The sequence below is a fragment of the Stenotrophomonas sp. FSL W7-1447 genome (assembly GCF_037966425.1).
GTDB classification, from domain to species: Bacteria; Pseudomonadota; Gammaproteobacteria; order Xanthomonadales; family Xanthomonadaceae; genus Stenotrophomonas; species Stenotrophomonas pavanii.
The window spans coordinates 2,697,470-2,708,711 of the sequence record NZ_CP150199.1 but is presented as its reverse complement, the minus strand read 5'-3'; the positions used below and the strand labels follow the sequence as shown (position 1 = coordinate 2,708,711).

The 11,242-nt window shown below is 66.1% G+C and carries 16 protein-coding genes; 14 read left to right on the top strand and 2 right to left on the bottom strand.

Annotated features, from left to right (window positions below; all coding sequences use genetic code 11):
* Window positions 1-350 precede the first annotated feature (350 nt).
* Both NSQ78_RS12800 and NSQ78_RS12795 read left to right on the top strand, forming a co-directional pair.
* Window positions 351-740 (top strand): hypothetical protein, encoded by a 390-nt coding sequence (locus NSQ78_RS12800; protein WP_064238690.1) that lies wholly within the window; start codon window positions 351-353, stop codon window positions 738-740.
* A 10-nt stretch (window positions 741-750) separates the two neighbouring features.
* Window positions 751-1,086: a hypothetical protein gene (locus tag NSQ78_RS12795; protein WP_049469606.1), complete on the top strand. Its 336-nt coding sequence runs from the start codon at window positions 751-753 to the stop codon at window positions 1,084-1,086.
* Window positions 1,087-1,130: 44 nt separating this feature from the next.
* On the opposite strand, the gene NSQ78_RS12790 is transcribed toward NSQ78_RS12795, so the two are convergent.
* Window positions 1,131-1,529, bottom strand: a complete 399-nt coding sequence (locus tag NSQ78_RS12790; RefSeq protein WP_064238689.1) for a hypothetical protein — start codon at window positions 1,527-1,529, stop codon at window positions 1,131-1,133.
* 40 nt (window positions 1,530-1,569) lie between these two features.
* Between NSQ78_RS12790 and NSQ78_RS12785 the strand changes: the two genes are divergently transcribed.
* Window positions 1,570-2,055 carry a hypothetical protein gene (locus tag NSQ78_RS12785; protein ID WP_223224778.1) on the top strand — a complete coding sequence of 162 codons (486 nt, stop codon included), beginning with the start codon at window positions 1,570-1,572 and terminating at the stop codon, window positions 2,053-2,055.
* 49 nt (window positions 2,056-2,104) lie between these two features.
* On the opposite strand, the gene NSQ78_RS12780 is transcribed toward NSQ78_RS12785, so the two are convergent.
* Window positions 2,105-2,479, bottom strand: a complete 375-nt coding sequence (locus NSQ78_RS12780) for a hypothetical protein (protein WP_064238688.1) — start codon at window positions 2,477-2,479, stop codon at window positions 2,105-2,107.
* 566 nt (window positions 2,480-3,045) lie between these two features.
* On the opposite strand from NSQ78_RS12780, the gene moaA reads away from it, so the two are divergent.
* From moaA to NSQ78_RS12725, 11 genes are all read left to right on the top strand, one after another.
* Window positions 3,046-4,026 carry a GTP 3',8-cyclase MoaA gene (moaA, locus tag NSQ78_RS12775; RefSeq protein ID WP_064238687.1) on the top strand — a complete coding sequence of 327 codons (981 nt, stop codon included), beginning with the start codon at window positions 3,046-3,048 and terminating at the stop codon, window positions 4,024-4,026.
* Between the two features lie 8 nt (window positions 4,027-4,034).
* Window positions 4,035-5,030 carry a bifunctional molybdenum cofactor biosynthesis protein MoaC/MoaB gene (gene moaCB, locus NSQ78_RS12770; protein ID WP_064238686.1) on the top strand — a complete coding sequence of 332 codons (996 nt, stop codon included), beginning with the start codon at window positions 4,035-4,037 and terminating at the stop codon, window positions 5,028-5,030.
* Entirely contained in the window at window positions 5,030-6,283 is a 1,254-nt protein-coding gene (glp, locus tag NSQ78_RS12765) for a gephyrin-like molybdotransferase Glp (RefSeq protein ID WP_339206323.1), read from the top strand. The genes moaCB and glp overlap by 1 nt, the downstream gene beginning before the upstream one ends.
* The gene (locus tag NSQ78_RS12760; protein WP_005413671.1) at window positions 6,283-6,543 is read left to right on the top strand and encodes a MoaD/ThiS family protein; all 261 of its coding nucleotides are present in this window, start codon (window positions 6,283-6,285) and stop codon (window positions 6,541-6,543) included. The genes glp and NSQ78_RS12760 overlap by 1 nt, the downstream gene beginning before the upstream one ends.
* Window positions 6,544-6,546: 3 nt before the next feature.
* The gene (locus tag NSQ78_RS12755; protein WP_064238684.1) at window positions 6,547-7,047 is read left to right on the top strand and encodes a molybdenum cofactor biosynthesis protein MoaE; all 501 of its coding nucleotides are present in this window, start codon (window positions 6,547-6,549) and stop codon (window positions 7,045-7,047) included.
* Window positions 7,048-7,154: 107 nt separating this feature from the next.
* The gene (locus tag NSQ78_RS12750; RefSeq protein ID WP_064238683.1) at window positions 7,155-7,697 is read left to right on the top strand and encodes a molybdenum cofactor guanylyltransferase; all 543 of its coding nucleotides are present in this window, start codon (window positions 7,155-7,157) and stop codon (window positions 7,695-7,697) included.
* The gene (locus NSQ78_RS12745; RefSeq protein WP_064238682.1) at window positions 7,694-8,059 is read left to right on the top strand and encodes a hypothetical protein; all 366 of its coding nucleotides are present in this window, start codon (window positions 7,694-7,696) and stop codon (window positions 8,057-8,059) included. Before NSQ78_RS12750 ends, NSQ78_RS12745 begins: the two co-directional genes overlap by 4 nt.
* Window positions 8,060-8,127: 68 nt before the next feature.
* A complete protein-coding gene (locus tag NSQ78_RS12740; RefSeq protein ID WP_064238681.1) occupies window positions 8,128-8,904 on the top strand; it encodes a helix-turn-helix domain-containing protein in 777 nt (258 codons plus the stop codon).
* 19 nt (window positions 8,905-8,923) lie between these two features.
* A complete protein-coding gene (gene modA / locus NSQ78_RS12735; RefSeq protein WP_053463027.1) occupies window positions 8,924-9,667 on the top strand; it encodes a molybdate ABC transporter substrate-binding protein in 744 nt (247 codons plus the stop codon).
* Between the two features lie 3 nt (window positions 9,668-9,670).
* Window positions 9,671-10,354, top strand: a complete 684-nt coding sequence (modB, locus tag NSQ78_RS12730; RefSeq protein ID WP_057493289.1) for a molybdate ABC transporter permease subunit — start codon at window positions 9,671-9,673, stop codon at window positions 10,352-10,354.
* Window positions 10,344-11,012 (top strand): ATP-binding cassette domain-containing protein, encoded by a 669-nt coding sequence (locus tag NSQ78_RS12725; protein ID WP_064238680.1) that lies wholly within the window; start codon window positions 10,344-10,346, stop codon window positions 11,010-11,012. The genes modB and NSQ78_RS12725 overlap by 11 nt, the downstream gene beginning before the upstream one ends.
* The last annotated feature ends 230 nt before the right edge of the window (window positions 11,013-11,242 follow it).

Genomic DNA, 11,242 nt, shown 5'->3' with positions numbered 1-11,242 from the left:
CGTTGCTACCGATTCTGTCTTTCCTTGCTACGGATGGAGAGTGAAATCCTAAAAAGCTGGGCGGCGGCGTTCTTTGCCAAAGAATCCACGTGAGGTACGCCTTCGTCGCCAGTCAGAGGACTCTCTATCCCACCATGCTGCTCTGCCGAGTGCTGGCTGTTTCCGTGTCGGGATTTGATGACTACTTAGGCCGACAGTCTGCCGGAACGAGCGATTCTCTGATGCCGACCGTCGTACCGAGATCCTGGCCGTTCCACAAGGCCCGCAGGAGCACGTATACCCGCCATAGCAAATGGCGGCGGTGTCACGTTTCGGTCGTTCAGCTGTATACGTCTGAGAGGTTCGCGTAGATGAATGAGGATTTCAACGCGCTCGAATGGTGTGACGCCACGTTGCTGGCTATCAACATCGATAGAAGCAATCCAGGCGTATGCGATGAGGTAAAGGTCCAGGTGCGCTGGCCGGACGGCCGGCAGGAAATCGTTTGCTTCTCGGAAGCCTACGGGTGCTCGGCGCTCATGAACTTCGGTGTACTGGGGGAGGAGGGAATAGAGTTCGCCAAGGTCAACGATGACGAGCCGGGACTCGCTGATCTTCTTGATCGTTGGAAGGCGGTCGGCTATCCGCTGTCCGGTCTGAAGAGTTTCCGTATCGAGACCAGCTCGACCGGAAGCGTCATTCTCATCTACGCCAAGTCATGGCGGATCGAGCATCTGCCGATGGCGGACGCGGTGCTCTGAAGGACATTCCGTGCCCAGATTCCTCACCCCCGACGAGGTCTCCCTCATCCACAGGCTGCTGCCGGAGACGACCGAGCTGTCCGAACGGTTGTTGAAGGATCTGGCGCTCGCCCAGGTGGAGGACGTGGAGGTCGTCGGATTCGGGGGCGTGGTGTTCCTGTCCAGCACGACCCAGGTCTTCGGAAGCGACATTGCCACGGCGATGCTTGCCGATGCCGACGGCGTGCCGGTGAGAGTCACCCTGTGCCTGGACAATCACGATCAGCTCTTCGAGCTGGAGCTGTGCAAGGTGGACTTCTCGCCGATCATCGGCGTCGATCTGAGGAGCGCTTTCAGCGAGCAATGACGCCTCCTGGAATCAGTCCACGCTGAAGGGCGTAGCGCCGGGATTCACCCTTCGGAATCGGACAGGGCCTGGCGCTGCACTTCGGTTTCCATCCGGATTGCTTGCAGGTTCTGGAAGCTAGGTTCGACGTCATGTTCGAGCGAGCTGCTTCCATCCGGGTAGTGAAAAGTGGTTCGACTCTCTGGGTGCTTTACCATTGATTGAATTGATTGAGTTAAAAGCGTCGAATGAAGAATGGGTTCGAAGTATGCGTTGCGGGCATTGGTTGATTTGTAGGCAATAAAGATATAACTGCCCGTGAATAGACTGATGAATCTTGCATATTCTCCCAGGAATGATTCATTGAGCCAGGGGTAGTAGTCCCGCGTGATTGCCAAATCTCCGTCGACCTTGACATCCCACCCGCCGTGGGGCGAATTGTTGTCATCAAAAATGACAATCATGCCGGCAGGACGGCCGGCTTTGCATCATTGGGCCACGATGATGGCAAAGCTCCTGACAGTGGTACTTCTGATTGGAGTGGGATTTGGATTATCCGATGGCGCTTGCGCCATCGGAAAACGGCCCTTCAAGATGATCCAGTTCTGCGTGCACGACCAAGAGGGCCTGGATCTGTTCAAACAGACCCTCCGCGCTATCGCCAAGGACGAAGGAATGCAGTTCTTCGATGGCAGCGCGGAATTGGATCGGCAGCTCGCCAAGTCAAAGGTCGACGTGAAGCGTCCTGTCGTCTACGTCGGAGTCAAGCGGGAAGATGGCTCCGGAATGGAGGCGGGGAACCTCGGATTGGATCGCTTCGAGATAGCTATTGGCTTCTCTGAAGGGAGGAAGCCTGCCGAGGCCCAGTCATTTTCTGTCCGTGTCGAACGCACCTTGGCCGAGCGCTGGAATGTACTCGCGATTCCACCGGACAAGGGCGCTGCGCCGCTGGCATGTCGGGCGGGCAGGCCACAATCGGTCGCGCGATGAAAGAGCCTATGTCGGATGATGGAGGGGGCAGCCTGATCGTCCGCTGCCATTACGGATCAATCTGCAACCGCCCCACCGCCTGCGCGCACAACGACTGGCAGGCCATGACCAACCCTTCCATCACCCGGTCGCCCACGTACTGCCCGGGGTCGCCGTTCTGCCGGGTGCGTTCCGCCGCCAGTAGCATTTCCAGCACTACCCGCAACCCGGTCAACGCGCAATCGGCGTCGGCCAGGGCGAGGCAGCGGCCGGGCAGCTGGTGACGCTCCGGCCAGGGTTGTCCGTCGGCCGCCGCACCGGAGCCGATGCGGTGGAGATTCGCAATGAAGGTGTTCCTGTCCACAGCAGGCGCAGGCTGTGGCGAACCGTCGTCGCCGGCGGTACCGCGGTAGGCGTGCAGATGCGGGAGGTCCGATTCGTTCATGGCAAGGCTCCGTGCAGGGCAATCGGTAGCCGCCACCCATAAAAGTGGCGGACGGTACGTGGTTCGAACACCGGGTTGATGTCAGTCCGGCGGGCCCGAAGGCCCCCACGCACCGCCCGCCATAGCCGGCAGACGGATTGCCAGCCGGCGCCACGCTAAGGTGGCGCCGGCTGACAAGCGCATACATCAACATCAACTCGGGTGTTCGAAGCCCGGCCACCCTTTTCCGGCGGCACGCCATCTGAGCCCCTGGCGCTGTGCAATGCCAATCAGAAGAGTTGCAAACATCACTCGATTGGAGACGCTTTTGACATTGTCCTACGCTGTTAAGCCCCGCCAGTGCTGGCTGGCGTAGTGATCCGCCCGCAGCGTGCAATCTGCGACAGGGATCGAGGTTGTCACGGCGAACGGGACGGGCGCGGAGGGCCTATCACGACAGGCGGTGCCAATTCAGGCTGCGTGGCTCCCGGGTTGACGCTTTCAACGCCCCAGCGCACTCTGCGGGCTGGGGTCGACAACCCGTTCAGGGGCAGGGCTGCAGGGTGGTACCAGGAGGCGGAACAGCCATGAGCCAACTCACCGACAGCTTCGGACGCAGCTTTCCGTACCTGCGCTTGTCGCTCACCGAAGCCTGCAACTTCCGGTGCAGCTACTGCCTGCCCGACGGTTACCAGGCCGATGGCCACCCGCGCTTCCTGCAGGTGGATGAAATCGCGCGCCTGGTGCGGGCCTTTGCCGCGCTGGGCATGAGCAAGATCCGCCTGACCGGTGGCGAGCCCAGCCTGCGCAAGGATCTGGACGAGATCATCGCCACCGTGGCGGCGGTGCCGGGCATCCGCAAGGTGGCCATCACCACCAATGGCACGCTGCTGCCGAGGCGCCTGCCGGGCTGGCACCGGGCCGGCCTGACCGCGCTGAACGTCAGCATGGACAGCCTGCAACGCGAGCGTTTCCACACCATCACCGGGCACGACCGCCTGCCGGAGATCCAGCAGGGCCTGGCCCTGGCGCAGGCGTTGGGCCTGCCGGCGATCAAGCTCAACGCGGTGCTGCTGCGTGGCCTGAACGACGACGAGCTGCCGCAGTGGATGGACTACCTGCGTGACCGCCCCTTCAGCGTGCGCTTCATCGAGCTGATGCGCACCGGCGACAACGAAGCCTATTTCCAGCGCCACCACCTGCGCGCCGATCGGGTGATCGAGCAGTTGCTCGCCGCGGGCTGGCACGAGCGACCGCGCGCGGCCGATGCTGGCCCGGCGCGCGAGTTCGGCCACCCCGACCATCGCGGCAGCATCGGCATCATCGCCCCGTATTCGCGTGACTTCTGCAAGGGCTGCAACCGCCTGCGGGTGACCGCCAGGGGCGACCTGCGGCTGTGCCTGTTCGGCGAGTTCGGCGTGCCGCTGCGCCCGCTGCTGCAGCGCGACGATGACCACGACGCGCTGCTGGCACGCATCACCACCCAGCTTGGCCTGAAAGCGGCCGGGCATGGACTGCACCAGGGCCAGACCGGGCTGACCCCGCACCTGGCCTCCATCGGAGGATGAGCAACACGATGAGTGGGGAATTGAACGCGGCGTTCCACATGGCCGATGTGCGCAACAAGCGGATCAGCCGCCGCCGTGCGGTGGCGGTGGGCGAGCTGCATGCCGGTCCAGTGGCCTATCCGCTGATTGTCGAGCGCCGCCTGCCCAAGGGCGATGCGCTGGTGATGGCCGAGATTGCCGGCCTGCAGGGCGCGAAGATGGCCTCGATGCTGATGCCGCTGTGCCACCCGCTGCCGCTGGAACTGGTGCAGGTGTTCTGCGCGCCGGTACCGGAACGGCACGCGATCCGCGTGTGGTGCGAGTGCGCCAGCGAGGCGCGCACCGGCGTGGAGATGGAGGCACTGGCCGGCGTCAACGCGGCGCTGCTGACCCTGTACGACCTGAGCAAGCCGGTGGAGCCGGCCCTGCGCATCGAGGGCATCCGCCTGCTGTTCAAGGAAGGCGGCAAGCGCGGCGTCTGGCTGCACCCGGATGGCATGGACGATGCGGAGCGCGCGCGTTTCAAGCCGCGTGCGCCGAAGGGCCTGGAGGGCGCCGCCTGCGCGGTGATCACGCTGAGTGATCGCGCCAGCGAAGGCACCTATGAGGATGTATCCGGCCCGACCCTGGTGGCCGGGCTGAAGAAGCTGGGGGGCGAGGTGTTGGCCGCCGAAGTGCTGCCCGATGGCATCGAGCCGTTGGCGGGCCGCCTGCAGGCCTTGGCCGCCGAGGGCGTGCGCCTGTGCCTGTGTACCGGCGGTACCGGGCTGGGCCCGCGCGACCTGACTCCGGAGGCGCTGCGTTCGTTGAACGCGCGGCCGGTGCATGGCCTGGCGCAGATGGTGCGGGCACTGAGTGCACAGCACACGCCGATGGCCTGGCTGAGCCGCGCCGAGGTGGTGCAGCTGGGCAACATGCTGGTGTTTGCATTGCCGGGCAGCCCGAAGGCGGCGGCGCAGTGCCTGGACATCCTGGCGCCGGTGCTGGGCCACGCCCTGGCAATGGTCGAGGGGGATGGCCACTGATGATTGCCTACAGCGAGGCCTTGCAGCACCTGCTGGACGCGGCCACGCCGCTGCCGGCCGAACGCCTGCCGCTGCACGAGGCCGCGGGCCGCACGCTGGCCCGTGACATCCACAGCGCACAGTCGCTGCCGCCGTTCGACAATTCGGCGATGGACGGCTTCGCGCTGCGCGCCAACGGCGCGACGTTCGAGGCCGGTACCGAGTTCGCTGTGCAGGGCTGGCAGGCAGCAGGCGATGCCGGCGCCGAAGGCGGCGAGGGTGCCTGGGAAATCATGACCGGTGCGCGCATGCCGGTCGGGCTGGATACGGTGGTGCCGGTCGAGAATGTGGAGATCCTCGCCAGCGAAGAAGGACGCCCGACCCGCATTGCCCTGAAGGGCACGGTGAAGCCAGGCCAGAACGTGCGCCTGCGTGGCGAAGACGTTAGCGACGGCGAGCGCGTGCTGCAGGCCGGGCAGGTGCTGGACATCAATGCGCGCACCCTGCTGCATGCGATCGGCGTGGGCGATGTGGAGGTGGTGGCACGGCCAAAGGCGGCGGTGATTGCCACCGGCAAGGAACTGGTGACCGAGGCGGCGCAGACGCTGGAATCCGGGCAGATCCGTGACAGCAACCGGCCGTACCTGGTCAGTCGCCTGCAGGCCGCCGGTGCCGAGGTGGTCTGGCAGGGCACGGTGGGCGATGACGTGGCCGCGTTCAATGCGGTGCTCGATGCAGCGCTGGACGCGGGTGCGCAGCTGTTGATCAGCACCGGCGCGGTGTCGGCCGGCCGCTACGATTTCATTCCCGACGCGCTGCGCGGCCGGGGTGCGCGCATCGTGTTCCACAAGGTGGCGATCCGCCCCGGCAAGCCGTTGCTGTTCGCGGTACTGCCCAATGGGGCGCTGTATTTTGGCCTGCCGGGCAACCCGGTCTCCGCTGCCGTGGGCCAGCGCTTCTTTGTCGAGCCGGTGCTGCGCCGCCTGCTGGGGCTGGCACCCGAGCGGGTGCTGACGTTGCCGCTGCAGGCCGATGTGCGCACGCCGCCGGGCCTGCGCTTCCATGCGCGGGCGCGGGTGGAAGTGGACGCGCAGGGCCACCTGAGTGCGCGCGTGCTGGCTGGGCAGGAGTCGTTCCGTTTGATGTCCATGCTGCAGGCCAACGCCTGGGTGGTGCTGGAAGGCGAGGGCGGCGTGGCCGCTGCCGGCACGCCGGTGCGCGTGCAGGGCTGGGGTCATCAGGACCCGGTGCAGCTGGCGAGCCAGGAGCCATGATGAGACAGGTGAATCTGCAGTTGTTCGGTGCGTTTTCCGATCTGGATGCCAGCCGTGAGATCGCGGTGGAGGTGGCCGGTGGCACCGTGGCCGATCTGCGCCAGGCGCTGCGCGAGCTGCTGCCGCTGCGTTGGCCGGGTTTCCGTGCCGGCCTGCTGGACTATTCGGCATTCGCCGACCAGCAACGCGTGCTGCGCGACCACGAGGCGCTGCCCGACGATGGCCGGGTGGCGATCCTGCCGCCGGTGAGCGGGGGCTGAGCGATGAACGAGACGATCATCGCGAAGGTGATGGACCGCGCGCAGGCGGCAATCGATCCGGCCGAGGGCATCGCGGCGGTTTCCGATCCGGGCTTCGGCGGCATCGATGTGTTCATCGGCAAGGTGCGCGACGTCAATGTGGGCCGGCGGGTGACCGGGATCACCTACGATCTGTTTGAACCGCTGGTGCTGAACGAATTCAAGCGCCTGGCCGCCGAGGTCGAAGCCACGTTCGGGCCGAAGCTGAAGCTGTATGTGGCCCATGCCAAGGGCCGGCTCGGCATCGGCGATGTGGCGGTGGTGGTGGCCGCCGGCAGCCCGCACCGTGACGAGGCGTTCCGCGCCTGCCGGCAGTTGATCGAGGGGGTCAAGCACCAGTGCCCGATCTGGAAGCAGGAGCATTACGAAGACGGCGACAGCCAGTGGAGCGAAGGTTGCAGCCTGTGCCATGCGGACAGCGAAGCTTCGCACTCCCACGACCACACACATGACCACGGGCATTGACCGCGCCCTTCGGGGGGCGTCGGGTCCAGTAGATCCACGCCATGCGTGGATGAAGCTCTCCCGATGAATCCGGCCGGCGCAGCCACGCATGGCGTGGCTTTACTGCAATGAGCATCAACGGCATCGTGCTGGCCGGCGGTCTGTCCAGCCGGATGGGCCGCGACAAGGCGCTGCTGCCCTGGCACGGCCGCACAGTGCTGGAACACATGCGGGGGCTGTTGCTGCAGGCGGGCGCCGGGCGGGCGTGGGTGAGCGGTGACTACCCGGCGTTTGGCGGAATTCCGGACCGGGTCGCACGCTGCGGCCCGCTGGGCGGCCTCTACAGTGTGGCGATGCAGATGCCCGATGGCCCCGCCTGGGTGGTGCCGGTCGATATGCCGCGAGTGACGCCCGCGCTGTTGCAACGGCTGCAGGCCGATCAAGGGCGTGCCTGCACGGTATTCGACGGTGAACCGTTGCCGATGCGGTTGCAGATCGATGATCATTGCCGCCGCGTGCTGCAGGAGCTGATTGAGGATCCGACGGCGCGTCGTTCACTGCGCGCCCTGCAGCAACGCCTGGGCGTGACCCGGCTGCCATTGGCACCCGAGGATCGGGCGTTGCTGCTCAACTGCAATACGCCATCAGAGTGGGAGTCCATCACAGCATGAAGGTCCAGCTGCAACAGCAATCGATGCGCCTGCGCGTGGATGAGGAAGAACTGGCACGATTGCTGGCAGGTGAGTCGGTCGAGAACCTGACCCGCTTTGGTGGCAGCGGTGGCTGGGGCGCAGCGCTGTCGCTGCATGCCGGCGATCAGGCGGTGCTGCTCGATGGCGGGACATTCTGCCGGTTGGTGCTGCCACGCGAAGCGGTTCAAGCACTAGCGGAGAGGCTGCCCTGCCGCGATGGCCTGGGCTTCGGTATTGCGTTGGATGACGACAGCATGCTGCAGCTGCAGTTCGACGTGGACGTGCGCGACAGCATGCGGCAGCGTGGCCCGCAGCGGCGTTCCGAACCCGCGCCAGAGTAGGCGCAGGTTGCGCAGGGCGGGGCGGCCCGCTGTCGTATGATGAGGGCCTTCGTTCTTGCGTTGCTGCAATGCCCCATACGCCGCCCTCTGCTGCATTTTCCCGGCCAGTCACGCCGAACCCGGCAGCCGCCGATGACGGAGACGCGCTGCACTTCTGCAGTACCTGCGCCTTTTCCGATGCCTGCATGTCGCAGGGCTACGACAAGGCCGCGTTGGGTGAACTGCATGTGCTGGTCGATCACGTGGGTCCGTTCCAGGCCGGTGACTACCTGTTCCGTGCCGGCGATCCGTTCGATTCGATCGCGGCGGTCCGCGCGGGCATGGTCAAGACGTTCGTCGATGACAGCCAGGGCAACGAGCAGGTGCTGGGTTTCAGCCTGCCGGGCGAGGTGATCGGGCTCAATGCCATCCACGGAGCGCGCTTCCCGTGCAATGCCGTGGCGCTGGACACCGTCTACCTGTGCCGGATCTCGTTTCCGCGATTGAGCCTGCTGGCCACGCGCATGCCGGGGCTTCAGGCGCGGCTGTTCAGCCTGCTCAGCGCCGAGATCGGCAAGGTCGCCACGCTGGCGGCCAACCATCGCACCGAGGAGCGCATGGCGGCGTTCCTGCTGGATCTTTCACAGCGCTACGCCCGGCGCGGATTCTCGGCCACCCGTTTCAACCTGAGCATGGCCCGCACCGAGATCGCCAACTACCTGCGGATGGCGCCGGAGACGGTGAGCCGGGTGCTGCGCCGCTTGAGCGACGAGGGTGTGATTGCGGTGAACCAACGTGAGATGCTGTTGCTGGACCCGGATCGGCTGGCGGCGCTGGCCGCGGTGCGGGAATCCGGACTGGACTGATCAGGCAGGGGGACTGAGCATGAAGCGAGCGGGAGTGTTGTGGCTGGGGTTGCTGGCCTCTGTGCCGGCCTGGGCGGCCGATCTGACGGTGTCGGCGGCTTCGAGCCTGACCGAGAGCTTCCGCGAACTCGGCGCGGTCTATGAGAAGACGCACCCGGGGACCAAAGTCGATTTCAACTTCGCCGCCTCTGGCGTGTTGCTGCAGCAGATCAGCCGCGGTGCACCGGTGGATGTGTTTGCGTCGGCCGACGAGACCACGATGGACCAGGCCCAGCAGCAGAACCTGCTGGCGGCCGGCACCCGCGCGGTGTTCGCGGTGAATGCGCTGTGGGTGGTGGTGCCTCCGCAGGCCAAGGCGCCGCCGCGCACACTGAAGGATCTGGCCGGCGCCGGCGTGCAGCGCATCGCGCTGGGCAACCCGGACAGCGTGCCGGTGGGCCGCTATGCCAAGGGCGCGCTGGACGCGGCAGGGCTGTGGCCGTCAGTGCGGGGCAAGGCCATCACCACCCAGAACGTGCGCCAGTCGCTGGATTACGTGGCGCGCGGTGAAGTGGATGCGGGCTTCGTCTATGCCACCGACGCGCAGGCGATGCCCGACCGAGTGCGCCGCGCGTTCGTGGTGCCGGTGTCCGGGCGCATCGCCTATCCGCTGGCGGTGACCAGCGCCAGTACGCAGCCGGCAGAGGCCAGGCGCTTCGCTGCCTTCGTGCGTTCGCCGCAGGGCCAGGCGATCCTGGCCAGGCACGGGTTCGGCACCCCCTGAGGCATGGATCTGGACTGGACCGCGCTGGGGTTGTCGCTGAAGGTGGCCGGCTGGGCCACCGCGATCAATCTGGTGCTGGGCGTGGCGCTGGGTGCGCTGTTGGCGCGTCGGCGTTTTCCTGGCCGTGAACTGCTGGATTCGGTGCTGACCTTGCCGATGGTGCTGCCGCCGACGGTACTGGGGTACTACCTGCTGGTGCTGATCGGCCGCAACGGCCCGATCGGCGCGTGGCTGCAATCGTGGTTCGGCATCAATCTGGTGTTCACCTGGCAGGCCGCAGTGATCGCGGCGGCGGTGGCCTCGTTTCCGTTGGTGTTCAAGCCGGCCCGCGCCGCGTTCGAGAATGTGGACGGGCAGCTGGAGCAGGCCGCGCGCACGCTTGGCGTGTCCGAAGCCGCGGTGTTCTTCCGTGTCACGCTGCCGCTGGCGTGGCGCGGCATTCTTGCCGGCCTGCTGCTGGCCTTCGCACGCGCGATGGGCGAATTCGGCGCGACGCTGATGGTGGCCGGCAGCATTCCCGGCCGGACGCAGACGCTGTCGATCGCCATCTACGAGGCGGTGCAGGCCGGGCAGGATGGCAAGGCCAATGCGCTGGTGATCCTGACCTCGGTGGTGTGCATCGTGATCCTGTTGCTGGCCGCGCGGCTGGTGGGCGGGCGTCGCCGGGAGCTGCGCGATGTGGCTTGACCTGCGCGTGCAGCGCCGCCTGCAGGCTGCAGGCCAGGCATTCGTCCTGGACGTCGCGCTGCAGTGCACGCAACGGCAGGTGGTGCTGGCCGGGCCGTCGGGCGCGGGCAAGAGCCTGACCCTGAAGGCGGTGGCCGGGTTGCTGCGGCCAGGGCAGGGGCATGTGCGCCTGCAAGGCCAGGCCGTGTTCGATGCGGCCACTGGCGTGGACGTGCCGCCGCAGCACCGTCGGCTGGGGTATGTGTTCCAGGACTATGCGCTGTTCCCGCACCTGAGCGTGCGCCAGAACGTGGCGTTCGGGCTGGAGAAGGGCTGGTTGAATCCGCGCGTGGGCCAGCGCTTCGACGCTGTGGAGCAGTGGCTGCACGCATTCCGCATCGACACGGTGGGGGATCTGCTGCCATCACAGATATCCGGCGGGCAGCGCCAGCGCACGGCCTTGGCGCGGGCTTTGGTGACGCAGCCACGGGCGCTGCTGCTGGACGAGCCGTTCTCCGCGCTGGACCACGACCTGCGCCAGCACCTGCGCCAGGAACTGGAGACGGTGCTGGACAAGACCGGTATTCCGCTGCTGTTGATCAGCCACGATCCGCAGGACGTGGCGATGTTCGGCCAGCAGGTGGCGCGCATGGTGGACGGCCGCATCGTCGGCGGTTGACCCGTGATGGACGCACCGGCGATGGTGGGTCACATCTGATGGTAGTGCCGGCCGCTGGCCGGCAACCGTGGCATGCGGAGCAGCTTACCAGCGGCTTACTCTACCGTGATGCACAGGCGATGATTGGCTACATATTCTGGTAGTGCGGCCGCTGGTAGCGACCATGGCATCCGGAGCGCTTACCAGCGGCTTACTCTACCATGATGCACAGGCGATGATTGGCTACATAT

Coding starts and splice junctions, on each gene's coding strand:
- NSQ78_RS12800 (WP_064238690.1), top strand. CDS start 351: ATGAATGAGGATTTCAACGCGCTCGAATGGTGTGACGCCACGTTGCTG.
- NSQ78_RS12790 (WP_064238689.1), bottom strand. CDS start 1,529: ATGATTGTCATTTTTGATGACAACAATTCGCCCCACGGCGGGTGGGAT.
- NSQ78_RS12785 (WP_223224778.1), top strand. CDS start 1,570: ATGGCAAAGCTCCTGACAGTGGTACTTCTGATTGGAGTGGGATTTGGA.
- NSQ78_RS12780 (WP_064238688.1), bottom strand. CDS start 2,479: ATGAACGAATCGGACCTCCCGCATCTGCACGCCTACCGCGGTACCGCC.
- moaA (WP_064238687.1), top strand. CDS start 3,046: ATGAGCCAACTCACCGACAGCTTCGGACGCAGCTTTCCGTACCTGCGC.
- moaCB (WP_064238686.1), top strand. CDS start 4,035: ATGAGTGGGGAATTGAACGCGGCGTTCCACATGGCCGATGTGCGCAAC.
- glp (WP_339206323.1), top strand. CDS start 5,030: ATGATTGCCTACAGCGAGGCCTTGCAGCACCTGCTGGACGCGGCCACG.
- NSQ78_RS12760 (WP_005413671.1), top strand. CDS start 6,283: ATGAGACAGGTGAATCTGCAGTTGTTCGGTGCGTTTTCCGATCTGGAT.
- NSQ78_RS12755 (WP_064238684.1), top strand. CDS start 6,547: ATGAACGAGACGATCATCGCGAAGGTGATGGACCGCGCGCAGGCGGCA.
- NSQ78_RS12750 (WP_064238683.1), top strand. CDS start 7,155: ATGAGCATCAACGGCATCGTGCTGGCCGGCGGTCTGTCCAGCCGGATG.
- NSQ78_RS12745 (WP_064238682.1), top strand. CDS start 7,694: ATGAAGGTCCAGCTGCAACAGCAATCGATGCGCCTGCGCGTGGATGAG.
- NSQ78_RS12740 (WP_064238681.1), top strand. CDS start 8,128: ATGCCCCATACGCCGCCCTCTGCTGCATTTTCCCGGCCAGTCACGCCG.
- modA (WP_053463027.1), top strand. CDS start 8,924: ATGAAGCGAGCGGGAGTGTTGTGGCTGGGGTTGCTGGCCTCTGTGCCG.
- modB (WP_057493289.1), top strand. CDS start 9,671: ATGGATCTGGACTGGACCGCGCTGGGGTTGTCGCTGAAGGTGGCCGGC.
- NSQ78_RS12725 (WP_064238680.1), top strand. CDS start 10,344: ATGTGGCTTGACCTGCGCGTGCAGCGCCGCCTGCAGGCTGCAGGCCAG.